Source organism: Bounagaea algeriensis (assembly GCF_054491375.1).
In genome coordinates this window covers 4,358,729-4,382,315 of the sequence record NZ_CM137102.1, presented here as the reverse complement: position 1 = coordinate 4,382,315, position 23,587 = coordinate 4,358,729, and the positions used below count along the sequence as shown (strand labels likewise).

The window sequence follows — 23,587 nt, the reverse complement described above, 5'->3', positions numbered from 1 at the left end:
GAGCCCGGCGTGATGACGCGAGCACACGGGGTCGACTGCGTCCCCAGCAGCTGCGGCTCTGCGTCGTTCCGGCAGCTGCGCTCTCCGCGGCGCGGAACGGCTCGGCCGGCCTCCCGGCTCTTCTAGAATGAAGAAGTAGTGCAGTCGTTCAACTTTTTGCGCGTGCAAGCCCGGGAGGCGACGTGGTGTACCTGCTGCTCATCGGGGCGATCCTGTCCGAAGTGCTCGGCACGGTCTCGCTGAAGCTCTCCGAGGGCTTCAGCAGGCTCGGCCCCTCGATCCTGGTGATCATCGGCTACCTGGCCGCGTTCACGATCCTCGGCCAGGTCCTCAAGCTCGGGCTGCCCGTGGGCGTGGCCTATGCGATCTGGGCCGGTGCCGGTGTGGCGCTCGTCGCCATCATCGGCGCGGTCTTCTTCGGGGAGGGGTTCACGACCGTGCAGCTGCTCGGCGTGCTGCTGGTCATCGGCGGTGTCGTCGCGCTCGAACTCGGGGGATCGCATTGAGCACGGATCCCGCTGCCGCAGCGCAGTCCGCGCAGGCGGGGCAGTCCGCGCAGGCGGGACAGTCCGCGCAGGCGGGGCAGGCAGCGCAGGCGGAGCAGGCGGCGCAGACGACCGACGGGCGCCTGGCCAAGGGGCAGCGGCGCCGCCGCGGCATCATCGACGCCGCCCGCCGGCTCCTCGCGCGCGAGGGCGTGGCCGCCGTGAGCCACCGCAACGTGGCGCGCGAAGCCGGCGTGCCACCCGCGTCGGTGGCCTACTACTTCAGCGGCATCGACGAGTTGCTCGTGGCCGCGCTGCTGGACTGCGTCGACGACCTGCTCGCCGAACTCGAACGGCTCTCCCGCGCCCGCTCCGGTGACGACTGGCCCCGGGTGGTCGCCGAACTGATCGTCGCGATGGTGCGCGACAACCGGGAGCAGACCATCGCCGAATACGAGCTCTACCTGCTCGCCGCGCGCCGGCCCGCGCTGCGCCCGGCCGCGCGGCGCTGGATCGAGACGACCGCCGGCTACCTCGCCGCGGACATCGACGACACCGACAAGACGGCGCTGCTGTGGGCGATCGACGGTCTGCTCATCCAGGCCCTGCTCACCGACGAACCGCCGACGGTGGCCGGGATCGAACCCGCGCTGCGCCGGTTGATGCGCTCGGGCTCGTGACGCGAGGGGCCGGCCCGAGCCCGAATCCCGAGCGCCGGAGCCCCGAGTGCCAGAGCTCCGAGCGCCAGGCCCCCGAGCGCCGGAGCCCCGAGCGCCGGGCCCGAGTGCCGGGCAGGACCGCGCCGCGTGCGGCCGGCTGCCGCGCGCGGGGGCAGCCACGCGGGGCAGACTGTGCGGCATGCGCATCACACTGCTCCAAGGCGACATCACCGAGCAGCAGGTGGACGCGGTCGTCAACGCCGCCAACAGCTCGCTGCTCGGCGGCGGTGGCGTCGACGGCGCGATCCACCGCCGCGGCGGCTCGGAGATCCTCCGCGAGTGCGAACAGCTGCGGGCGGAGAGCTTGCCGGACGGCCTGCCGGTCGGGCAGGCCGTGGCGACCACTGCGGGCGAGCTGCCCGCCCGCTGGGTGATCCACACCGTCGGTCCCACCTACGCGGCCTCGGAGGACCGCTCCGACCAGTTGGCCGCGTGCTTTCGCGACTCGCTGCGCGTCGCCGATGAGCTCGGCGCGCGCAGCATCGCCTTTCCGGCCATCTCCACCGGCATCTACCGCTACCCGCTCGGCGCGGCGGCCGAGATCGGGCTGCGCACCGTGCAGGAGACGCCGAGCGGGGTGGAACAGGCCCGCTTCGTGCTCTTCGACGAGCAGTCGCTCGCCGCTTTCCGGAGCGCCTGGGAGTCGCTCGACTGACGCACCGGGGTCTGCGGGGCGCCGGCCCTGAGCGCGCTTCCGCGTTCTCCGGGAACGACCGGGGACCTCCCCGAGGGCGTCGGAGCGTCCGCGGCCCTAGGCTCGCCGGTAGACGGCGCAGGATGGCAGGAGTGCGGGATGCGAACGGGGCTGGCGATCGCCGGTGCGGTGCTCGTGCTGGTGGGGTTGGGAGTGCTGGGCTACGACCTCGTCGCGCAGGAGGAGCGCACGCAGCGCTACCCGGTGCAGGGCATCGAGCACGTGCGCCTCGCGGGCGGCAGCGGATCGGTCGCGATCACGCGCGCGGAGCGGGCCGAGGCCTCCGTCGAGCAGTCCGAGCACGGCTGGCGCTGGCCGTTCACGAGCCCCTCCGGCCAGCCGCGGTTCCGCGTCGACGGCAGCACGCTCGTGCTCGACGCGGACTGCGGCACGTGGTGCCAGGTCGACTACCGCGTCGTGCTGCCGGAGCGCGTTGCCGTGCACGGCGAGCTCGGTTCCGGCGATCTCGACCTGCGCGGCGTGCGCAGCGTCGACGCCCACATCGGCTCCGGTTCGATCGACGCCTCCGACGTCGCCGGCGCCGTCACCGCCGGCAGCGGCTCCGGGAGCATCCGGTTGTCCGAGGTGGGCGGGCCGGTGCGGGCCGCGACCGACAGCGGCAGCATCGACGCGAGCCACCTGCGCGGCGAACGGGTCACCGCACGCAGCGGTTCCGGCGGCATCCGGTTGGCCGACGTGCGCGGACGGGCGCGGATGGAAACGGGCAGCGGCGACGTCGAGGGGCGGCGGCTGGCCGGGCAGGAGGTCACCGCGCACAGCGGTTCCGGCTCCGCCCGCCTGGAGCTGCTCGACCCGCGTCGGGTGGGGGTCGACGTGTCCAGCGGCGACGTCCACCTCGAGGTGCCGCGCCACAGCTACGAGGTGCGGACCGAAACCGGCTCGGGCCGCACGTCCGTGGCCGTGCCGCGGGATCCGGGGTCCGATCGGCGGTTGGAGCTGAGCACCGGTTCCGGGTCGATCACCGTCCGCGACTCCGCCTCGTAGGGTCCCGCAACTCCCCCCGCGTCCTCCGCAGCTCCGGCAGCGCCATCTCCGCAGCGCCGTCGCCGCAGCGCCGCCTCCCTCCGGGCCTCCCCGCCCCCCGGCCCGGCCTGCTCGCTCAGTCCTGCTCGCTCAGTCCTGCTCGCTCAGTCCTGCTCGCTCAGGCCTGCTCGCTCAGCGGGAACAATCCTCCCCGGTCACGCGTTGTCCGATCAGGAAGGTTGAGCCTGCCTTGCTCAAAGCCGATTTGACGGCGGGTGCGGTGCGCCGGTACGACTTGAGTAGGCAAAGCTCAAGGGTCTGTGTGCCCCTGGGCGCACAGGTATGAAGCAGGAGGAGCGCAAACATGGGTCGAGCGGTCGGTATCGACCTCGGAACGACCAACTCCGTCGTTTCCGTGCTGGAAGGCGGCGAGTCGACGGTCATCGCCAACTCCGAGGGCTCGCGGACCACGCCTTCGGTCGTGGCGTTCGCGAAGAACGGTGAGCTGCTCACCGGTCAGCCGGCGAAGAACCAGGCGGTCACGAACGTCGACCGCACCATCCGGTCGGTGAAGCGCCACATGGGCACCGACTGGTCCGTGAACATCGATGACAAGGAGTACACCCCGCAGGAGATCAGCGCGCGCGTGCTGCAGAAGCTCAAGCGCGACGCCGAGTCCTACCTGGGTGAGGACGTCACCGAAGCGGTCATCACGGTCCCGGCCTACTTCTCCGACGCCCAGCGGCAGGCGACCAAGGAAGCCGGTCAGATCGCGGGCCTCGAGGTGCTGCGCATCGTCAACGAGCCGACCTCGGCCGCGCTGGCGTACGGCCTGGACAAGAACGAGAAGGAAGAGACCATCCTGGTCTTCGACCTCGGTGGCGGCACGTTCGACGTGTCCCTGCTCGAGGTCGGCGAGGGCGTCGTCGAGGTCCGCGCCACCAGCGGTGACAACCGCCTGGGCGGTGACGACTGGGACGAGCGCATCGTCGAGTGGCTGGTCGACAAGTTCAAGCAGTCCAACGGCATCGACCTGACCAACGACCGGATGGCGATGCAGCGCATCCGGGAGGCCGCGGAGAAGGCCAAGATCGAGCTCACCAGCTCCGCGCAGGCCAGCATCAACCTGCCCTACATCACCGTGGACGCGGACAAGAACCCGCTGTTCATGGACGAGACCCTCTCCAAGGCCGAGTTCCAGCGGATCACCGAGGACCTGCTCGACCGGTGCCGCAAGCCGTTCGAGACCGTCATCCGCGACGCGGGCATCAACGTCAACCAGATCGACCACGTCGTGCTGGTCGGCGGCTCCACCCGCATGCCGGCCGTCGCCGACCTGGTCAAGGACGTGACCGGCGGCAAGGATCCGCACAAGGGCGTCAACCCGGACGAGGTCGTCTCCGTCGGCGCGGCCCTGCAGGCCGGTGTGCTGCGCGGTGACGTCAAGGACGTGCTGCTGCTGGACGTGACCCCGCTGTCCCTGGGCATCGAGACCAAGGGCGGCATCATGACCAAGCTGATCGAGCGGAACACCACGATTCCGACGAAGCGCTCGGAGACCTTCACCACGGCCGATGACAACCAGCCGTCGGTGCAGATCCAGGTCTTCCAGGGCGAGCGCGAGATGACCGCGCACAACAAGAAGCTCGGCACCTTCGAGCTGACCGGTCTGCCGCCGGCGCCGCGCGGCGTGCCGCAGATCGAGGTCACCTTCGACATCGACGCCAACGGCATCGTCCACGTCTCGGCGAAGGACCAGGGCACCGGCAAGGAGCAGTCGATGACGATCAGCGGCGGCTCGGCGCTGCCGAAGGACGACATCGACCAGATGGTCAAGGACGCCGAGGCCCACGCCGAGGAGGACCGCAAGCGCCGCGAGGAGGCCGAGACCCGCAACCAGGCGGAGTCGCTGGTCCACCAGACCGAGAAGGTCATCTCCGACAACGACGAGCAGCTGCCGGAGGAGTCCAAGGAGAAGGTCCGCACCGCGATCAACGAGGTGAACGAGGCCCTCAAGGGCGAGGACGTCTCCGAGATCAAGTCCGCCGTCGAGAAGCTGGCCACCGAGTCCCAGTCGCTGGGCCAGGCGCTGTACGCCGACTCCGGCAGCGGCCAGACCGGTGACGGCTCTGGTGCGGCGGGTGCCTCGACTGATAGCACCGGTTCCGAGCAGTCCGGTTCCGCGGACGAGGAAGTGGTGGACGCCGAGGTCGTCGACGACGAGGACCAGAAGAAGTGACGGACAGGCCGGAGATGGCGCGCAACGAGGAAGAGCAGGAACCGGTGGTCGTCCGGGACAAGCGGCGTTTCGACCCGAGCACGGGCGAACGCCGCCCCCAGGACGGCACCGGAGAGGAGCCGAAGGTGGCGGAGAGCATTTCCGGAACCTTGGAGGACGACCTCCCGGCGGAACCGGAGGCCGCGTCGACCGACTCCCGGAGCCCGGAGGGCGGGCAGGGCGACCTGCGCAAGCAGGTCGACGATCTGACCGCCGACATCCAGCGGGTCACGGCCGAGTACGCGAACTACCGCAAGCGGGTGGAACGCGACCGCGAGGCGGTGGTCCAGTCGGCCAAGGCCTCCGTGGCCGAGGACCTGCTCACGGTTCTGGACGACGTCGAACGCGCCGATGCGCACGGCGATCTCACCGGGGCGTTCAAGTCCGTCGCGGACAAGCTGGTCGACTCGCTGCAGTCGGCGGGCCTGGAACCCTTCGGCGCGGAGGGCGACGAGTTCGACCCGAACATGCACGAAGCGGTGCAGCACGACACCTCCTCCGAGGTTTCGGGTCCGACGGTCACCACCGTCATGCGGCGCGGCTACCGGTTCGGCGAGCGCGTGCTGCGGCCCGCGATGGTCGGGGTGACCGACCACGAGCCGGACTCGGCCGAGCAGGCGGAACCGGCCGGGGAGGTCGCCGAAGGTGAGTCGGCCCAGCAGAACTGATGACGTCGCGGAAGGGAGGGGCGCCCGGTGAGCGCTAGGGAGTGGCTCGACAAGGACTTCTACGGCGAACTGGGCGTCTCCTCGGACGCCTCCACCGACGAGATCAAGAAGGCCTACCGCAAGCTCGCCCGGGAGAACCACCCGGACGCCAACCAGAACGACCCGCAGGCGGAGGCGAAGTTCAAGGCCGTCTCCGAAGCCTACGGGGTGTTGTCGGACCCGGAGAAGCGCAAGCAGTACGACGAGGCACGTCGGCTGTTCGCCGGGGGCGGCGGTTCCGGTGGGTTCGGTGCTCCCGGCGGGTTCGGCGGCCCCGGTGGTTTCGGCGGCCAGTCCGGTGCGGGCGGTAGCGGTTTCGACATCGGGGACCTGTTCGGCGGTGGCGGTTCCGGCGGGATCGGCGACCTGTTCGGCGGTTTGTTCGGCAACCGCGGTGCGGGCGGCGCGTCCACGGCGAACCAGCCGCAGCGCGGGTCCGATGTGGAGACCGAGGTGCGCATCGACTTCGCCGAGTCGGTGCGGGGCGCCGAGGTGCCGCTGCGGCTGTCCAGCCCCGCGACCTGCCGCACCTGCCGCGGCCGGGGTGCGAAGCCGGGGACCCGGGTCCGCACCTGCGCCACGTGCCAGGGAGCCGGTCTGGTCACGCGCAGTCAGGGCGCGTTCGCGTTCAGCGAGCCGTGCTCCGAGTGCCGCGGGCGCGGGCAGCACATCGACGACCCGTGCTCCGAGTGCCGGGGCCAGGGCGTGAGCACCCGCAGCCGCACGCTGACGGTGCGGATCCCGGCGGGGGTGACCGACGGGCAGCGCATCCGGTTGTCCGGCCAGGGCGAACCGGGCAAGAACGGTGCCGTGGCCGGGGACCTGCTCGTCGTGGTGCACGTGAACCCGGACAAGGTCTTCGGCCGTTCCGGGGACGACGTGACGATGACCGTTCCGGTCACCTTCCCGGAGCTGGTGATGGGCACGAAGCTGACGGTGCCGACGCTGGAGGGCAAGGTCTCGTTGAAGGTTCCGGCGGGCACGAGCAGCGGACGCGTCCTGCGGGTGCGCGGCAAGGGCGTGCAGCGCAAGAACGGCAGCACCGGTGATCTGCTGGTGACCGTGCAAGTGGCCGTTCCGTCCAAGTTGGACAAGAAGGCGACCGAGGCGTTGGAGGCGTACGCAGAAGCGACCTCCGGCCACGATCCGCGTCGGGAGCTGAACGAGCTACTCGGGAGGTAGCCATGGTCGGGGGAAACGAACCGGGCATGCCGATGGGCTTTCCCGCCGGAGCCACCGAGGACACGCCGATGTTCGTGATCTCGGTGGCCGCGGAGCTGTGCGGGATGCACGCGCAAACGCTGCGCAGCTACGATCGGCTCGGCCTGGTTTCCCCCGGCCGCACCCCCGCCGGCGGGCGCCGGTACTCGCCGCGCGACATCGCGCTGCTGCGCGAGGTGCAGCGCCTGTCCCAGGAGGAAGGCGTCAACCTCGCGGGCATCAAGCGCATCATCGAGCTGGAGAACGAGGCCGACGCGCTGCGCGAGCAGGTCCGCGAACTGACCGAGGAGGTCGCTGCCGCCTACTCCGCCGCCGAGCAGGCGGCCGCGGCGGTGCACGCCTCCTACCGCCGGGACCTCGTGCCGGTGCGGCAGGAGACCGCGCTGGTGGTGTGGAAACCCGAGCGCGACCGCAAGGGCGGCGACGGCGCAGAAGGCGACGGCGGGCACCGGTCGAAGCGCGGCCGCCGCACCAGCGGCTGAGCTCTGGGACGTTGTTGAGCCAACGTCGCTTCGACAGTGGCTGCTCGAGGTCGAGCACCCGGAGCGAGAGCCGTGCAGGAGGTTCCGCTACGGAAGTCCGTACGCAAAATGACTCAACAATGCTCCGCGGACGCGACGTCAGTCCATGGTGAAGGGGTCGTAGCGGATGTTCTCCAGCGGCGTGCCCGCGACGAGCATGCGCGAGATGGTCGCGCGGAGCATCGCGGGCGAACCACTGGTGAGGATCTTCCAGTCGGCCCAATCGCCGTGCTGGCCGACCACGTCGGCGAGCGTGCCGTGCTCGGCGCCGGGCACCTCCGAGCCGTCCTCCACGACCGGGGTGAGCGTCAGCCACGGGTTGCTCGCCGCGATCGTCCAGAGGTTGTCCAGGTCGTAGAGGTCCTCGCGGGTGCGTCCGCCGTAGAACAGGTGCACCCGCGGGTTCGTGCCGTACTGGGCCAGCTCGTCGATGATCGCGCGCATCGGTGACAAGCCGGTGCCGCCGGCGATCATCAGGACCTTCTCGTCCGCCTCGCGGTCGACGGACAGCTGCCCCATCGGTGACCCGATGCGCCACCGGTCGCCCGGGTTCGCGTGCCACACCAGGGCCCGCGAGGCCCAGCCGCCGTCGACGGCGCGCACGTGGAACTCCATCGAACCGTCGTCGCCCGGCGCGTTCGCGGGCGTGAGGTAGCGCCACAGCCGCGGGCGTTGCGGGGCTTCGATGCTGACGTACTGCCCGGGCAGGTACGGCACGGGGTAGTCGGGGCGCACGCGCAGGATCGCGAGGTCGTGCGTGCGGCGCTCGTGGTGGATGACCTCGGCGTCGTACCAGGCGGGTCCGGTGTCGGCCGCCGCGGCTTCGGACATCGCCGTGGCCATGACGGTGTACGCCTCGGCCCAGGCCCGTTCGACCTCCTCGTCCCACGCGTCGCCGGCGTAGCGCTTCACCGAGGCGAGCAGGGCGGTGCCGAGCGCTTCGTAGTGGCTGGTGACCACGCCGAACTTGCGGTGGTCGCGGCCGAGCTGGTGCAGGAACGGCAGCAGCTCGTCCGGCTTGTCGACCATCTGGATGACGTGCACCAGGGCGCGCAGCAGTTTGCTGCGCTGGACCTCCATGTTGACGGGGAACAGTTCCCGGGTCCCGGGGGAGAGGCTGAACAGCATGCCGTAGAAGAACCGGGCGACTTCGTCGGAGCGTGGTTCGGCGGCGGCCCAGCTGTCCCGGACGAGGCGGACCATGCGCTCCGCGCCCGAGGACGGTTCGGGTTCCGGCGAGGGGTCGGGGTTCAGTACGGCGTTCGCTGACATGGTTGAAGCGCGATCGTCTCCAGGTTGGCGGTCTGCACGCGTGAACCGGGTACACCGCTGCAGGCGACATGATCCCCGACAGCGGTGGACTTTAGCCGGTGAAGCCGGGCCCGTGTGCCATGGTGCCACTTTTGAGTGACTTGAGGACGGGGAACGCCCCGGTTTTCCTGCTGCGGTGACCGTTCCCACGCGCGCTGTGCACGCAGTGCACTGGTCCCAGGGCACGCCGTGCCCTCGGGGCGCGTCCGTGCTCGCGGGTGCGGCCGCGGAAAGGGGTGCCGCCGTTCGGGGGGCCCGCGGCGGCGATTACGTTGGTGTCCGCGGAGGGTGCCGTGGTGTCCGCGGGTGGGCCCTGCCGTCGTGCGAGCGCGGTGCGCATCCCGCGAGGAGCTGCTGGTCGACTGCCGGCGCGGCAGGTGAGGTGAACGTGATCGAGCAGGACGAGGGCGAACCGGTCGCCGCGGCGTCCGAAGGCGGTGCTTCCCGCGACGCGGTCGCAGCTGCCCCGGGACAGGAGGCGGCCCCGGGACAGGAGGCGGCTCCAGCGCAGGAGGAGCGCACCGAGGCCGCCGAGGCCGTGGAGCGCGAGCTCGCGCTGCTGTTCCGCCGGGCGCGCTCGGTGACGGCCGGTGTGGCCGCGCAGGTGCATCCGCGGCTGGACGCCGAGTCCTACGTGCTGCTGCTGATGGTCGCCGACGCGGGCCGCCTGCGCGGTATGGACGTGGCCGAGCGCGCCGGGCTGGACAAGTCGACGGTGAGCCGGCAGATCGCCGCGCTGGTGGACCTCGACCTGCTCGAGCGCGTTCCCGATCCCGATGACGGCCGCGCCCGGTTGATCCAGCTGTCCGCGCAGGGCCGGCGGTGCTTGACCCGGGTGCAGGACCAGGGCAGTGAACGGCTGCGCGCGGTGTTCGCCAGCTGGCCCACGCACGATCTGCAGGAGTTTGCGCGGCTGCTCGGGCGGCTCAACGGCGCAGCCTGAGGTCTCGTCCGAGGTGGCGCCGCGCTCGACTCCGCCGCGGCGCGTTCGCCGACGCGTTCTTCGGGCGCGCAGCTCCGGTGCACGCCGTGCCGACTCGTGCTGCGCCGAGCCATGCCGCGCAGCTCCGGTGCACCCCGCACTGATCCGTGCCGCGCCGGTCCACCGCGGCACGTTCCCGCAGCGCGCCCCTCGCGTGTTCCGCATCACGCACGCACAAGTTGCTTGCTGCAACCAGTTTTCTTATAGTTGGCTACAGCAACTAAAGGAATGATGGCCATGGGACCGAAGATCGAAAACTGCGGAGAACTGCTGCACTCGCTGCGGATGCTGCTGGCGACGAAGCAGTTCGCCATGCAGAACCACTTCACCGACCGCGTTCCCTACGCCGCGAGCGGCCTGCTCACCGAGCTCGTCGCCCGGGGCGAGAGCCGTTCCTCGGACCTCGCGCACCACCGCATCGTCGATGCCTCCGTCATCAGCAGGCAGGTCGCGCAACTCGAGCAGGCCGGGCTGCTGACCCGGCGGCCGGACCCGGACGACCGGCGCGTCTCGCTGCTGCGCGCGACCTCCGAAGGGGAGGGCGTGGTGCGCGAACTGGAGCACAACAAGGCGCAGTGGATCAGGGACGCCCTCGTGCACTGGGACGACGACTCCGTGCAGGAACTCGCGGGGTTGATGGACGCGGCCATGCGCGACCTGCGCCGCCACTCCTTCCCCGAGGCCGAGGAGCTGCCCGAACGCCGCTCCACCCTCTGCGCGGACGAGGGCGCCGCCGCGACGGATGCGAACACCGCTGCGGATGCGAACACCGCTGCGGATGCGAAGACCGGGGCGGAACCCGGCGCGGGCGACGCGGACGCCGGCGGCAGCGGCGCGGCGCGCACCGCGGCCGCGCGGTAGACGGCCGCCACCCATCGGAGGCGCGGTGCTGCGGGCAGCGCCGCGCACGTGAGCGAGGAAAGGGACGCGATGACGAGCACGACGGTCCGGGGAGAAAGCCCCCCGGCCGCTACCGCGGAGACGGCTGCCGGTGCGACCGGGGCCGGGGCCGGTGCGACCGGGGTCGGGGGCGGTGCGACCGACCGGCCGATGACGCACCGGCAGGTCATGCAGGGGCTCGTCGGACTGCTGCTGGCCCTGCTGGTGGCGATGCTGAGCAGCACGATCGTGTCGAACGCGCTGCCGCGGATCACCGCCGACCTGAACGGCAGCCAGGGCCAGTACGCCTGGGTGGTCAGCGCGATGCTGCTGACCTCCACCGCCACCACGCCGCTGTGGGGCAAGCTGTCCGACCTGGTGAGCAAGAAGCTGCTCTACCAGGTGGCCATCGTGATCTTCACGCTCGGCTCGGTGCTCGGCGGTTTCTCGCAGAGCATGGGCATGCTCATCGGCTTCCGCGCGGTGCAGGGCATCGGCATGGGCGGCTTGCAGGCGCTCGCCCAGGTCGTGCTCGCGGCGATGGTCCCGCCGGCCGAGCGCGGTCGCTACACGGGCTACATCGGCGCCACCTTCGCGCTGGCGACCGTGGCGGGGCCGCTGCTCGGCGGCTTCATCGTGGACTCGCCGCTCGGTTGGCGCTGGTGCTTCTGGATCACCGTCCCGATCGCGGTCATCGCGTTCCTCGTGCTGGGCAGGGTGCTCAAGCTGCCGGTGGTCAAGCGCGACGTCAAGGTCGACTGGTTCGGTGCCCTGTTCCTGGTCGGCGGCGTGAGCGCGCTGCTGATCTGGGTGTCGATGGCCGGCAACCAGTTCGCGTGGTGGTCGCAGGAGACGGCCTGGCTCGTCGCGGGCGGGGTCGTCGCGGTCCTGATCGCCCTGGTGATCGAGACCAGGGTGCGCGAGCCGATCGTGCCGCTGGGGATGTTCCGCAACCGCACCACCTCCGCGGCGACCATCGGCATGGTCGCCGTCGGCACGGCCATGTTCGGCGGCACCGTCTTCCTGAGCCAGTACTTCCAGCTCTCCCGCGGGTTCAGCCCGACCGGCGCCGGGTTGATGACCCTGCCGATGGTCTTCGGGATGTTCGTCTCCACCACGGTGTCCGGGCAGATCATCGCCCGCGTCACGGGCAGGATCAAACCGTTCCTCGTCAGCGGGGCGGCGGTGATGATCGTCGCCATGTACCTGCTCAGCACCATGGACTCCGAGACGGACCTCGTGCTGGTGGGCTGCTACCTCGCGCTGATGGGCATCGGCGTCGGCATGCTCATGCAGAACCTGGTGCTGGCGGTGCAGAACGCCACGTCCAGCCGGGACATGGGGTCGGTGACCTCCGTGGTCACGTTCTTCCGGACGCTGGGCGGTTCGGCCGGCGTGTCCGTGCTGGGCGCGGTGCTGGCCACCCGGCTCACCGGGTACATCCAGGACCGGCTGGCCGCGCTGGGCGTTCCGGCGGGAGCGGCCTCCGGCGCGGGCGGGGGCAGCAGCACGCTGGACGTGGGTTCGCTGCCCGAGCCCGTCAAGACGATCGTGCAGGCCTCCTACGGCGACGCGATCGGTGACCTGTTCTTCATCTCCGCGTGCATCGCGGTGGTCACGTTCATCGCGGTGCTGTTCATCAAGGAAGTGCCGCTGCGCACGACGATCCACACCGAGGACGAATGGGAGGCGACGCCCGTGGCGGCGCAGGAAGCAGCAGGAGCTCACGCGGACACGACCGCCCGCGAGCCGGGAGTCGCCCGCGAGGAAGGAGTCGCCCGCGAGGCGGGAGTCGTGGCGTCCGCGCGGGCTGCCGAGCAGCCCACCGCGGTGCTGGCCGCGGTGGGGGAGAGCACCGGCTCCGACGGCATCGGCCCCCGTCTCCACGCCGACCCGGTGCACACCGCGGCGGCCACCAACGGCGCCGGGGTGGGCCCCGCCGCCGCGGTCGGTGCGCACGACGACGCCGGCGGGCTGTTCGTGCACGGCACCGTGCGCGACGCGGCCGGCGGCGCGGTGACCGGCGTGGTGCTCACGCTCACCGACGCCAACGGCCGGCAGGCCGAGCGGGGCCGCAGCGACGAGCACGGGCAGTTCCAGCTGCCGGTCGCGGGTGGCGGGACCTACGTGCTCATCGCCTCCGGCGGCAACTACCAGCCCAGCGCCTCGATGGTCGTGGTCGGCGACCGGCCGGTGCGGCACGACGTGCAGCTCAGCGGCGCCGCCGAGCTCAGCGGCACGGTGCACGACGGACACCGCGGCGTCGCCGGCGCGGTGGTGGTGCTCACCGACGTGCGCGGCGAGGTCGTGGCCAGCGGTGCCACCGGCCCGGACGGGCGCTACGCGATCGGTGAACTCGTCGGCGGCACCTACGCGCTGACCGCGACCGCGCCCGGATGCCGGCCGGTGGCGGCCCAGGTGGCGCTCGGCGACGGGGAACGCGCCGAGCACGACGTGGCGCTGCAGTCGGGCTCGCAGATGTCCGGCGTGGTGCGCTCGGCCGTGCTCGGGGTGGCGATCCCCGACGCCCGGGTGACGCTGCTCGACGGGTCCGGCGCCGTCGTCGCCGCGGCGAGAACCGACGTGGACGGCCGCTACGGCTTCACCGACCTGCCGGAGGGCGAGTACACGATGATCACCACCGGGTTCCCGCCGGTGGCCGGCTCGCTGCAACTGCACGGGGAGCAGGTGGAGCACGACGTGGACCTCGGTCACCCCGAGGGCCAGTGAGGCCCACCCGTCCGAGTCCCACCCGGTTTCGAGAAAGGAAGTTCGTCATGGACAACGGCCAACACCGGGCCGCGGCACCCGGTGCGCACCGCACCGACGAGGGCGGTGCGGTGAGCGCGACGGTGTGCGCGGCGGATGGTTGGCCGGTACCCGAAGCGGTACTGACCGTGATCGACGGCGGCGGTGCGCAGGCGGCGCGGGTCCAGGGCGACGCGGAGGGTTCCGTTCTCGCCCCCGAGCTGCGCCCCGGGGCCTACACGGCGATCGTGACCGCCGTGGGCTACGAGCCCGTCGCCCGCACCACGCTCGTGCAGCAGGGCTGTTCCGCGACGCTGGGGCAGATCGAGCTGCGCCGGGCGGACGGACTGGAACTGCCCACCACCGGGCTGTGGCGGATCGACCCGGTGCACTCCTCGGTGCAGGCCACCGCGCGGCACCTGGGGATCAGCAGCGTGCACGGGCGGTTCACCGACTTCAGCGGCGAGATCCGGGTCGCCGATCCGGTCGAGCAGTCCACCGTGGAAGCCGACATCGACGCGTCCAGCGTGGACACCGCCAATCGCGTGCGGGACGAGCACCTGCGCGCCCCGGACTTCCTGGACGTCGAGCGCTACCCGCGGATCACGTTCCGCTCGGTCGGCTTGCGCCCGCGCGGCGGCGACCGCTGGGAACTGGAGGGCGATCTGACGCTGTGCGGCCAGACCCGGCGGGTCTGGCTGGACACCCGGTTCGGCGGCGTGGGGCCGGACCCGTGGGGCGGCACGCGCGCCTCGGCCACGGCCACGACGACGTTGCGTCGCGACGAGTTCGACCTGAACTACAACCAGGTGCTGCGCACCGGCATCGCCGCGATCGGCACGACGCTGAAGGTGGAGATCGACGTCCAGGCGGTCTTCGTCGAATGAGCCCCGGCGCTCACCGGGAGTCGCGCACGACCGGAGACCGATCCGGGTCGGGCGGAGGCTGATCCGGGGCCCGGCGGCCGGCGATCGGCTGCACGACGTGGTCGAACGCACCTGTCGGGGGTGTGCGTTCGGCCATCGGGGGATGGAGGAAGCGAGCGGGGCGGTGGTTCGCGCGAACCACCGCCCCGCTCGTGTTGCCGGCCCGCTCGTGTTGCCGGCCCCGCGTCGTGCCGGCCGACACGGATCCCGGCTCGGCGGCCGCGTTCAGGCGTGCCGCGTTCGCCCGGGGCTGCGTTCGCCCGGGCCGCGTTCAGTCCTTGGTGTCGACGCGGCTGACCTCCCCGCTGCGCACCTTGCCGCGGTACTTGTTCAGCTCTTCCCGCACCACCGGGATCATGATGTACAGGCCGAGGATGTTGAACAGCGCCAGCGCGAACAGCACGGCGTCGGCGAAGTTGAGCACGCTGGTCAGCGTCAGCGCACTGCCGATCACCACGAACAGGCAGTAGACGACGTTGAACACCTGCTTGCTGGCCGCGCCGCGGCCGAACAGGTACATCCACGCGCGCTGGCCGTAGTAGCCCCACGTGATGATCGTGGAGATGGCGAACAGCGCGACGGCGATGGCCAGCACGACCGGGAACCAGGGCAGCACCGTGGCGAACGAGTGCGAGGTCACGATGACGCCGTCGGGGTCCTCGCCGGTGACCATGGCGGTGACCTGCGCGTCCCGCCAGAACTGGGTCTGCGCGATGACGATGGTCAGCGCGGTCATGGTGCACACCACGACCGTGTCGATGAACGGTTCGAGCAGCGCCACGAGACCCTCGGTGGCGGGGTACTTCGTGCGCACCGCCGAGTGCGCGATCGGAGCCGAGCCGAGGCCGGCTTCGTTGGAGAACGCGGCGCGCTGGAAGCCGACGATGAGCACGCCGATCGCTCCGCCGTAACCGGCCTCCGGGGTGAACGCGCTGGTGACGATCTCCGCGACGGCCCCGGGCACCAGGTTGAAGTTGATGACGATGACGGTCAGGCAGCCGAGGATGTAGACCAGCGCCATCGCGGGCACGAGCCGGCTGGTCACGGCTCCGACGGACTTGATGCCGCCGATGATGACGATCCCGACGACGATGGCCAGCACGATGCCGAAGCCGACGGCGGCGCCGTCCGAGCCGAGGAAGCCGTTCTCGCCGCCGGTGACGTTCTGCAGCTGCGCGAAGGTCTGGTTGGCCTGGAACATGTTGCCGCCGGCCAGCGCGAAGAACAGGATCATGATCGCGGCGAGCACCGACAGCACGCGCCCCAGGCCGATGCCGAAGCGGTTCGGGATGCGTTCGGCCAGCCCGAGCCGCAGGTAGTGCATCGGGCCGCCGGAGATGGTGCCGTCGGGCGCGGTTTCGCGGTAGCGCACGCCGACAGTGCATTCCATGAACTTGGTGGCCATGGCGAGCAGGCCGGCCAGGATCATCCAGAAGGTGGCGCCGGCGCCGCCGACGGTGACCGCGACGCCGACACCGGCGATGTTGCCCATGCCCACGGTTCCGGACAGGGCGGAGGTCAGCGCCTGGAAGTGGTGGATCTCGCCGGGTTCGTCCTTGCTGGTGTACTTGCCGCGCACCAGGTCGATGGCGAACTTGAACGCGCGGAACTGGATGAACCCGAAGGCGATCGTGAACACGGTCGCGCCGAGGATCAACCACGCCACGATCCACGGGAAGGTGATCCCGAAGACCGTGACCTCACCCATCACGAAGTTGTAGAAGGTTTCGGAGATGGGGTTGAACGCGTTGTTGATGAGGTTCTCGATGTAGCCGAGTACCCCGGTCGGTTCGGTCGCGAGCGCGAGGTCGCGCGCGGCGGTGCTCGGTGGAGGTGCCGCGGGGCTGTGCAGGGCGGAGACTTCCGTCATGGTGCGGAAGTGCACCACTCGGGTGTGATCGCGGCAACCTGTGAAACCGCATCGAGAGCGAACGGGCGCCGTTCGTTTCCCGCCGTTGTCCGTTCATCGACGATCCGTGCTCGCGCAGCTCCGGACAGTGATATTTTGGTTTGAGCGGAACAGGCTCAAGTTTTTTGACGTTGTACGTGGGGGCCGCGCGGTAGCGGCTCCGGCCGGCGGCGCTGCGCGGGTGGCGGTTTCGCGGTCGGCCGCCGGGCCGGCGGCGCTGCGCTCGGCCGCCGGGCCGGCGGCGCTGCGTGCGGCCGCGGTGCGCACGTGCGCGACCGGCCGTGACGGCGGAACCTGCTACGAGAGCGTGATGAGGTGGAGGCATGGACGCGTTCAACCCGACGACGAAGACCCAGCAGGCGATCTCCTCGGCCGGGCAGGCGGCCACGATGGCCGGCAACCCGGAAGTGGACCCCGCGCACGTGCTCGGTGCGCTGCTGGCGCAGACCGACGGGCTGACCGCGCCGCTGCTGTCCGCCGTCGACGCCGACCCGGCCACCGTCCGGCAGGAGCTCGACCAGATCACCGGCTCGCTGCCCGCGGCGAGCGGTTCCACCGTGTCCGCACCGCAGCTGTCCCGCGACGCGGTCAAGTCGCTCACGCACGCGCAGCGGCTGGCCACCGAGCTCGGTGACGAGTACGTCTCCACCGAGCACCTGCTCGTCGGCCTCGCCGCCGACGGCGGGAGCGTCGCCGACCTGCTGAAGCGGCACGGAGCCACGCCGGAGGCGCTGCGCGACGCCTTCGGCGAGGTCCGCGGCTCCGCCCGCGTCACCAGCCCCGACCCGGAAGGCACGTACCAGGCCCTCGGCAAGTACGGCCAGGACGTGACCGAACGCGCGCGCAACGGGGACCTCGACCCGGTCATCGGCCGCGACGCCGAAATCCGCCGCGTGGTCCAGGTGCTCTCGCGGCGCACCAAGAACAACCCGGTGCTCATCGGCGAGCCCGGAGTGGGCAAGACCGCCATCGTCGACGGGCTGGCGCAGCGCATCGTCGCCGGCGACGTGCCCGAATCGCTGCGCGGCAAGCGGGTCGTCGCGCTGGACGTGGCCGCGATGGTCGCCGGGGCCAAGTACCGCGGCGAGTTCGAGGAACGCCTCAAGGCGGTGCTCAGGGAGATCACCGACGCGGCCGGCGAAGTCATCACCTTCATCGACGAGCTGCACACCATCGTCGGCGCGGGCGCCGGTGGCGAAGGTGCGATGGACGCCGGCAACATGATCAAGCCGATGCTCGCGCGCGGCGAGCTGCGCATGGTCGGCGCGACCACGCTCGACGAGTACCGCGAGCACGTCGAGACCGACCCGGCGCTGGAGCGGCGCTTCCAGCAGGTCCTCGTCGGCGAACCCGGCTCCGAGGACGCCGTGGCCATCCTGCGCGGCCTCAAGGAGCGCTACGAGGTGCACCACGGCGTGCGCATCACCGACAGCGCGCTGGTCTCCGCCGCCGAGCTGTCCGACCGCTACATCACCGCGCGGTTCCTGCCGGACAAGGCCATCGACCTCGTCGACGAAGCCGCGTCCCGGCTGCGCATGGAGATCGACTCCCGGCCGGTGGAGATCGACGAGGTGGAACGCTCCGTGCGCCGCCTCGAGATCGAGGAGATGGCGCTGGCCCAGGAGGAGGACGCGGCTTCGCGGCAGCGCCTCGCCGCGCTGCGTGCCGAACTGGCCGACCAGCGGGAGGGGCTCTCGGCGCTGACCGCGCGGTGGCAGGGCGAGAAGGAGTCCATCGACGCCGTGCGCGATCTGAAGACGCGGCTGGAGCAGCTGCGCGGCGAGTCCGAACGAGCCGAACGCGATGGTGACCTGGCCAAGGCCGCGGAGCTGCGCTACGGACGCATCCCCGGCCTGGAGAAGGAGCTCGAAACCGCCACGGCCCAGCAGAACGAGCACCGGGCGATGCTGCAGGAGGAAGTCACCCCGGACGACGTCGCCGACGTGGTCGCCTCGTGGACCGGCATCCCCGCGGGCCGCCTGCTCGAGGGGGAAACGGCCAAGCTGCTGCGCATGGAGGACGCGCTCGGCGAACGCGTCGTCGGGCAGGCCGAGGCGGTACGCGCCGTCTCCGACGCGGTGCGGCGCTCCCGCGCCGGCGTGTCCGATCCGGACCGGCCCACGGGGTCGTTCCTGTTCCTCGGCCCCACCGGTGTCGGCAAGACCGAGCTGGCCAAGGCGCTGGCGCAGTTCCTGTTCGACGACGAGCGCGCCATGGTGCGCATCGACATGAGCGAGTACGCCGAGAAGCACTCGGTGGCGCGGCTCGTCGGCGCGCCCCCGGGCTACGTCGGCCACGAGCAGGGCGGTCAGCTCACCGAGGCGGTGCGGCGGCGTCCCTACTCGGTGGTGCTGCTCGACGAGGTGGAGAAGGCGCACACCGACGTGTTCGACACGCTGCTGCAGGTGCTCGACGACGGTCGGCTCACTGACGGCCAAGGCCGCACGGTGGACTTCCGCAACGCGATCCTCGTGCTCACGTCGAACCTCGGCTCGCAGGCCATCGCCGATGCGGACCTGAGCGAGCAGGACCGGGACGCGGCGGTGCGGTCGATCGTGTCCGAGCAGTTCAAGCCCGAGTTCCTCAACCGGCTCGACGAGGTCGTCGTGTTCCACTCGCTGTCCACCGCGGAGCTCGGCTCGATCGTGGACATCCAGGTGCGCATGCTCGCCGATCGGTTGGCGAAGCGGCGGTTGATCCTCGACGTGCAGCCGGCGGCGCGCGACTGGCTGGCGTTGACCGGCTTCGACCCGATCTACGGTGCGCGGCCGCTGCGGCGCCTGGTGCAGTCGGCGATCGGCGATTCCCTGGCGAAGAAGCTGCTCTCCGGCGAGATCCGCGAAGGTGACACCGTCCGGGTGGACACCGATGACGAGGGCGGAGCGCTGACCGTCGAGCGCACGACCGAGCAGCAACCGGCCTGACCCGCGCCCGCGGCTCCCGACACGCCCGTTTCGCTGCTCGTGCATGACCGGGCGTGTCGGCCGGTGAGGACGTTTCTCGAGAAAAGTCCCCGACATTTCTCGAGAAAAGTGCGCGACGTTTCTCGAGAAATGTCCGCACGCGTTCGTCACACCCAGGGGCACAGCCAGGGGCACAGGGGGGCGATCGGGCGCAACGCCCAGGTGATCGACAGCCGCGGTGCGGACCCGGCTACCCTGCGCGTGTGGGCATACCAGCTTGGCTGTGGTTCGTCATCGCCGCCGCCGCCGTCGCGGCGGGCGGCACGTTGCTGCTCGTCGACCGCAAGCGGCGCGGCGCGAACAACAGGGAACGTCGCCGGTGGGCGACGCTGCGCGGCTGGCAGTTCGCGGAAGCGGACCAGGTGCTGCCGACCCGCTGGGAGCGCGGCATGCTCGCGCAGCACGCCGCGCCGTACGCCACCGACATCGTCGCCGGCACCACGTTCACCTCGGACGGCCGGCGCCAGGTCTACGTGCTCGACCTGGAGGCCGGCGGCCGCGGTGTCGCCACGCTCGTCGCGCTGCGGTGCCGCCGTCCCGTCCCGGTCGCGGTGGAACTGTGGCTGCCGGACGTCCCGGTGCCGCAGGAGTCCGGGCTGGACCTGCTGGGGCCGGTGGGGCAGCGCTACGCGTTCGTCACCGACGTGGCCACCGCGCGCCCGCTGCTCACCACCGAGCTGACCGGCGTCGTCGACGGTGTCGGCGAGGACGTCACCGTGGTGTGGCTGGAGAACGACTGGGTCGTGGCGGCCCTGGAGATCGACGAGGCCGTGCCGGAACGGCTGGAGCAGCTGTTGCAGTCCCTCGGCGACATCGCGGACCTGGTGGACCCGTTCGACACCGACGGCGAGGAGCCGATCGAGTCCGTACCCGGCGAGAGCTCCGGCGGCTGACCCGCGGCGGCCTTCCCGCGAGGCGTCCGCGCCGCACGTGACCGTTCGGTGGGTCGTGGACGGTAGGTTGTGGGGCATGCCGACCGCACTCGTCACCGGAGCCACCGCGGGCATCGGACGGGCCTACGCCCGCCGGCTGGCCGCTGAAGGCCACGACATGGTCCTCGTCGCCCGCGATGCCGAACGGCTGGAGCAGTTCGCCGCCACGCTGCGCCAGCGCCACCGCGTCGCCGTCGAAGTGCTGCCGGCCGACCTCGCCGACGCCGAGCAGCTCGCCGCGGTGGAAAAGCGGCTGGACGACCGGGGAAGTCCCGTGGACCTGCTGGTGAACAACGCCGGTTTCGGCACCTCCGGGACGTTCTGGGAGCTCGAGCCGGACGAGCTGACCAAGCAGGTCGACCTCAACGTCACCGCCGTGCTGCGCCTGACCCGCGCCGCCGTGCCCGGCATGCGGGAACGTGGCCGCGGCGAGGTCCTCAACGTCTCCAGCGTCGCCGCCTTCTTCGCCTCCTCCGGGTCGACCTACGCGGCGACGAAGGCGTACGTGCTCACGTTCTCCAAGGGACTGGCCATGTCGCTGGGCCCGGCGGGCGTGCGGATCGCGGCCGTGTGCCCCGGGTTCACGCGCACCGAGTTCCACGAGCGCGCCGGGCTGGACATGCGGGGCCTGCCGAAGTCGATGTGGCTGACGACCGACCGGGTGGTGCACGAATCCCTGGCGGACCTGCGCAGCGGCAAGGCCGTGTCCGTGCCCGGGTTGCGCTACAAGGCCCTCGTGGGCGCGGGCAGGCTCGTGCCGTTCTCGCTGCAACGCCGGATCGTGGAGCGTGCGGCGCCGGACCGGACCTGACCGGCCGCGGAGACGGGCGCCCGGCGAAGACCCGGACGCCCGGCGTTACCCTGGAAACTCGTGGTCGCAGTCGATGAGCAGCAGCGAGCCGAGCTCGCGCGCCTGGTAGCGGAGTTGGCCGTCGTGCACGGCCGGGTCACCCTGTCCTCCGGCAAGGAGGCGGACTACTACGTGGACCTGCGGCGGGCGACGCTGCACCACCGCGCCTCCCGGCTGATCGGCGGTCTGCTGCGGCAGCTCACCGCGGACTGGTCGTTCACCCGCGTCGGCGGGCTCACGCTCGGGGCGGACCCGGTGGCCTCGGCGATGATGCACGCGGACGGGGAGCCGCTGGACGCGTTCGTGGTCCGCAAGAACGCCAAGACCCACGGGTTGCAGCGGCGCATCGAAGGTCCGGACGTCACCGGGGCGAACGTGCTCGCCGTCGAGGACACGTCCACCACCGGGGAGAGCGTGCTCACCGCGGTGGAGGCGCTGCGCGGGGCCGACACGCACGTCGTCGGTGTGGCGACCGTGGTGGACCGCGACACGGGGGCGCGCGAGGCCATCGAGGAGGCCGGGCTGACCTACCGCTCCCTGCTCGGGCTCGCCGACCTCGGACTGGCGTGAGCGGGCTGGCATGAGCGAGGACACGTTGGGCGCCGGTGAGGTCGGCCCCACCGAGTGGGGCACGACGGTCGGCGTGGGCCCGTGGCAGGGGCCGTGGCCGGTGGACGAGCGCTACGACCCGGAGCTGCTGGAGCACGGCGACCGCCGCAACGTGGTCGACGCGTACCGGTACTGGGACAGGGAAGCGATCGTCGCCGACCTCGACCGGCGGCGGCACCCGTTCCACGTGGCCATCGAGAACTTCCAGCACGACCACAACATCGGCACGGTGGTGCGCACGGCGAACGCGTTCCTGGCCGAGGCGGTGCACATCGTCGGACGCCGCCGGTGGAACCGGCGCGGGGCGATGGTCACCGACCGGTACCAGCACGTGCACCACCACCCGGAGGTTGCCGAACTGCGGCGCTTCGCCGACGAGCGGGGTCTGTCCGTCGTGGCCGTGGACAACTCGGCCGGGGCGCAGCCGATCGAGCGCACGACGCTGCCGCGGGAGTGCGTGCTGCTGTTCGGACAGGAAGGCCCGGGACTGCGTTCGGACGCGCGGGAGCAGGCCGACCTGGTGGTGTCGATCGCGCAGTTCGGTTCGACGCGGTCGATCAACGCGGGCGTGGCCGCGGGTGTCGTCATGCACACCTGGGTGGCCCAGCACGCCGATCCCGACATGGCGTGGTGATGATCCGCGTGCCGGGCTCGATGCGGGTGGGCCCCGTCGCGAACAACGATGTTCTGATGGGGCGAGCGATCGCCGCGCAGGGGGCAGGGTGATGATGGAGTCGAAAGCCGGCAGGGTGCGCCGCAGTCTGGTCGAGGCGGCCGTCGACCTGCTCGCCGCGGAAGGCCCGTCCGCGATCCAGGCGCGGCGCCTGGCGCGTGCGATCGGCGCGTCCACGATGGCCGTGTACCACTACTTCGGCGGCATGCCGCAGCTGCTGCGCGCGGTCGCCGACGAGGGTTTCCGCGAGTTGGCCGTCCGGCTCGAGGACGTCGCGACCACTGCGGACCCGGTCGCGGACATCACTCGCCTCGCGTTCGCCTACCGGGATTTCGCGCACACCAACCCGCACCTGTACGACCTGATGTTCGGCTTGGCCGCCCCCGGCGGTTACCGGCCCGCGCCGAGCCCCGCCGAGGAGGATTCCACCGAGCAGCAGGTGCCGCGGGCCTACCTCCACCTGGTCGGCGTGGCCGAGCGCGCCGTGCGGGCGGGGCGGATCCGCAGTGAAGATCCGGATCGCGTGGCCGCCCAGTTGTGGAGCCTCCTGCACGGCTACGTGACGCTCGAACTGTCCGGCCACTTCCGCCGGTTCGACGACCCGGCGGGCGAGGTGCTGCTGGGGTTGGGGGCGAACCTGCTCGCGGGGCTGGGGGACGACCCGGCGCGCATCGCCGAGACCGCCGCCGCGTACCGCTCGCGCGAGTGAGGGCGGGCCCGGGGAGTTTCGCGGTGGAGTTCTGCTGCAGTCGAGCACGAGCGGACGCCTTCGCAGCGCTTCGGCCGATCTCAGTCCTGAGCAGCATCGATCCCCGGCCAACGTTGAACGCGCGACGCCGGTGCGCGTCCTCGGCGAGCCGCGGCGAGGCGCTCGACTACAGCAGCGTCACCGCGGCGCAGCAGGTCCCGGCGGCCAGCCCCAGCAGCAGCGCGTACAGCAGCACTCCCGCCGCCGAGGGCCGTGGCCGTTCGGGCCGCACGCGCGCACCTTCGGCCGTCCCCGCGGCAGGAGAGCCCCCGGAGCCGCCGGCAGCGGACCCGTCGGCAGCGGACCCACCGGCGGCGTAGCCGCGCAGCGCGGCGGCGATGTGCTCGTCCGACAACCCGTTGCGCTCGGACATGGGCTCAGCGCTCCGAATCCCTCGGCGACTCCCTCGACGGCGGTGGCCGGCTGCTCCCCCGGCGCCAGTGCGGCG

21 protein-coding genes are annotated in these 23,587 nt (G+C 71.5%); 18 read left to right on the top strand and 3 right to left on the bottom strand.

Annotated elements, in window-relative coordinates; all coding sequences use genetic code 11:
* Positions 1-182: 182 nt before the first annotated feature.
* From ACVGV2_RS20050 to ACVGV2_RS20015, 8 genes are all read left to right on the top strand, one after another.
* Positions 183-506 (top strand): DMT family transporter, encoded by a 324-nt coding sequence (locus ACVGV2_RS20050; RefSeq protein WP_459163892.1) that lies wholly within the window; start codon positions 183-185, stop codon positions 504-506.
* Entirely contained in the window at positions 503-1,165 is a 663-nt protein-coding gene (locus ACVGV2_RS20045; RefSeq protein WP_459163891.1) for a TetR/AcrR family transcriptional regulator, read from the top strand. The genes ACVGV2_RS20050 and ACVGV2_RS20045 overlap by 4 nt, the downstream gene beginning before the upstream one ends.
* Before the next feature lie 178 nt (positions 1,166-1,343).
* A complete protein-coding gene (locus ACVGV2_RS20040) occupies positions 1,344-1,859 on the top strand; it encodes an O-acetyl-ADP-ribose deacetylase (RefSeq protein ID WP_459163890.1) in 516 nt (171 codons plus the stop codon).
* 138 nt (positions 1,860-1,997) lie between these two features.
* The gene (locus ACVGV2_RS20035; protein ID WP_459163889.1) at positions 1,998-2,903 is read left to right on the top strand and encodes a DUF4097 family beta strand repeat-containing protein; all 906 of its coding nucleotides are present in this window, start codon (positions 1,998-2,000) and stop codon (positions 2,901-2,903) included.
* A 343-nt stretch (positions 2,904-3,246) separates the two neighbouring features.
* Positions 3,247-5,121, top strand: a complete 1,875-nt coding sequence (gene dnaK / locus ACVGV2_RS20030) for a molecular chaperone DnaK (RefSeq protein ID WP_459163888.1) — start codon at positions 3,247-3,249, stop codon at positions 5,119-5,121.
* Positions 5,122-5,135: 14 nt separating this feature from the next.
* On the top strand, positions 5,136-5,828 hold the full coding sequence (gene grpE / locus ACVGV2_RS20025; RefSeq protein WP_459166067.1) for a nucleotide exchange factor GrpE: 693 nt from the start codon (positions 5,136-5,138) through the stop codon (positions 5,826-5,828).
* Positions 5,829-5,855: 27 nt separating this feature from the next.
* The gene (gene dnaJ, locus ACVGV2_RS20020; protein WP_459163887.1) at positions 5,856-7,049 is read left to right on the top strand and encodes a molecular chaperone DnaJ; all 1,194 of its coding nucleotides are present in this window, start codon (positions 5,856-5,858) and stop codon (positions 7,047-7,049) included.
* 2 nt (positions 7,050-7,051) lie between these two features.
* Entirely contained in the window at positions 7,052-7,570 is a 519-nt protein-coding gene (locus tag ACVGV2_RS20015) for a heat shock protein transcriptional repressor HspR (RefSeq protein ID WP_459163886.1), read from the top strand.
* 138 nt (positions 7,571-7,708) lie between these two features.
* On the opposite strand, the gene ACVGV2_RS20010 is transcribed toward ACVGV2_RS20015, so the two are convergent.
* On the bottom strand, positions 7,709-8,812 hold the full coding sequence (locus tag ACVGV2_RS20010) for a globin domain-containing protein (RefSeq protein WP_459166066.1): 1,104 nt from the start codon (positions 8,810-8,812) through the stop codon (positions 7,709-7,711).
* A 496-nt stretch (positions 8,813-9,308) separates the two neighbouring features.
* Between ACVGV2_RS20010 and ACVGV2_RS20005 the strand changes: the two genes are divergently transcribed.
* The 4 genes from ACVGV2_RS20005 (at position 9,309) to ACVGV2_RS19990 (ending at position 14,416) form a co-directional block, all read left to right on the top strand.
* Positions 9,309-9,863, top strand: coding sequence for a MarR family winged helix-turn-helix transcriptional regulator (locus ACVGV2_RS20005; RefSeq protein WP_459163885.1), 555 nt, complete (start codon positions 9,309-9,311; stop codon positions 9,861-9,863).
* 276 nt (positions 9,864-10,139) lie between these two features.
* Entirely contained in the window at positions 10,140-10,763 is a 624-nt protein-coding gene (locus ACVGV2_RS20000; RefSeq protein WP_459163884.1) for a MarR family winged helix-turn-helix transcriptional regulator, read from the top strand.
* Between the two features lie 69 nt (positions 10,764-10,832).
* Positions 10,833-13,511: an MFS transporter gene (locus tag ACVGV2_RS19995; RefSeq protein ID WP_459163883.1), complete on the top strand. Its 2,679-nt coding sequence runs from the start codon at positions 10,833-10,835 to the stop codon at positions 13,509-13,511.
* A 47-nt stretch (positions 13,512-13,558) separates the two neighbouring features.
* Positions 13,559-14,416 carry a YceI family protein gene (locus ACVGV2_RS19990; protein WP_459163882.1) on the top strand — a complete coding sequence of 286 codons (858 nt, stop codon included), beginning with the start codon at positions 13,559-13,561 and terminating at the stop codon, positions 14,414-14,416.
* 310 nt (positions 14,417-14,726) lie between these two features.
* On the opposite strand, the gene ACVGV2_RS19985 is transcribed toward ACVGV2_RS19990, so the two are convergent.
* On the bottom strand, positions 14,727-16,325 hold the full coding sequence (locus ACVGV2_RS19985) for an alanine/glycine:cation symporter family protein (RefSeq protein WP_459163881.1): 1,599 nt from the start codon (positions 16,323-16,325) through the stop codon (positions 14,727-14,729).
* Positions 16,326-16,687: 362 nt separating this feature from the next.
* On the opposite strand from ACVGV2_RS19985, the gene clpB reads away from it, so the two are divergent.
* From clpB to ACVGV2_RS19955, 6 genes are all read left to right on the top strand, one after another.
* Positions 16,688-19,288 (top strand): ATP-dependent chaperone ClpB, encoded by a 2,601-nt coding sequence (gene clpB / locus ACVGV2_RS19980; RefSeq protein WP_459163880.1) that lies wholly within the window; start codon positions 16,688-16,690, stop codon positions 19,286-19,288.
* Between the two features lie 242 nt (positions 19,289-19,530).
* A complete protein-coding gene (locus ACVGV2_RS19975; RefSeq protein WP_459163879.1) occupies positions 19,531-20,220 on the top strand; it encodes a type III secretion system chaperone family protein in 690 nt (229 codons plus the stop codon).
* Positions 20,221-20,296: 76 nt separating this feature from the next.
* On the top strand, positions 20,297-21,070 hold the full coding sequence (locus ACVGV2_RS19970) for an SDR family NAD(P)-dependent oxidoreductase (protein WP_459163878.1): 774 nt from the start codon (positions 20,297-20,299) through the stop codon (positions 21,068-21,070).
* A 60-nt stretch (positions 21,071-21,130) separates the two neighbouring features.
* Complete coding sequence (gene pyrE / locus ACVGV2_RS19965) at positions 21,131-21,679, top strand: orotate phosphoribosyltransferase (RefSeq protein ID WP_459163877.1); 549 nt, start codon at positions 21,131-21,133, stop codon at positions 21,677-21,679.
* A gap of 10 nt (positions 21,680-21,689) precedes the next feature.
* The gene (locus tag ACVGV2_RS19960) at positions 21,690-22,352 is read left to right on the top strand and encodes a TrmH family RNA methyltransferase (RefSeq protein ID WP_459163876.1); all 663 of its coding nucleotides are present in this window, start codon (positions 21,690-21,692) and stop codon (positions 22,350-22,352) included.
* A 91-nt stretch (positions 22,353-22,443) separates the two neighbouring features.
* Complete coding sequence (locus ACVGV2_RS19955) at positions 22,444-23,100, top strand: TetR/AcrR family transcriptional regulator (protein WP_459163875.1); 657 nt, start codon at positions 22,444-22,446, stop codon at positions 23,098-23,100.
* A gap of 166 nt (positions 23,101-23,266) precedes the next feature.
* On the opposite strand, the gene ACVGV2_RS19950 is transcribed toward ACVGV2_RS19955, so the two are convergent.
* On the bottom strand, positions 23,267-23,512 hold the full coding sequence (locus ACVGV2_RS19950) for a hypothetical protein (RefSeq protein WP_459163874.1): 246 nt from the start codon (positions 23,510-23,512) through the stop codon (positions 23,267-23,269).
* Positions 23,513-23,587 lie beyond the last annotated feature (75 nt).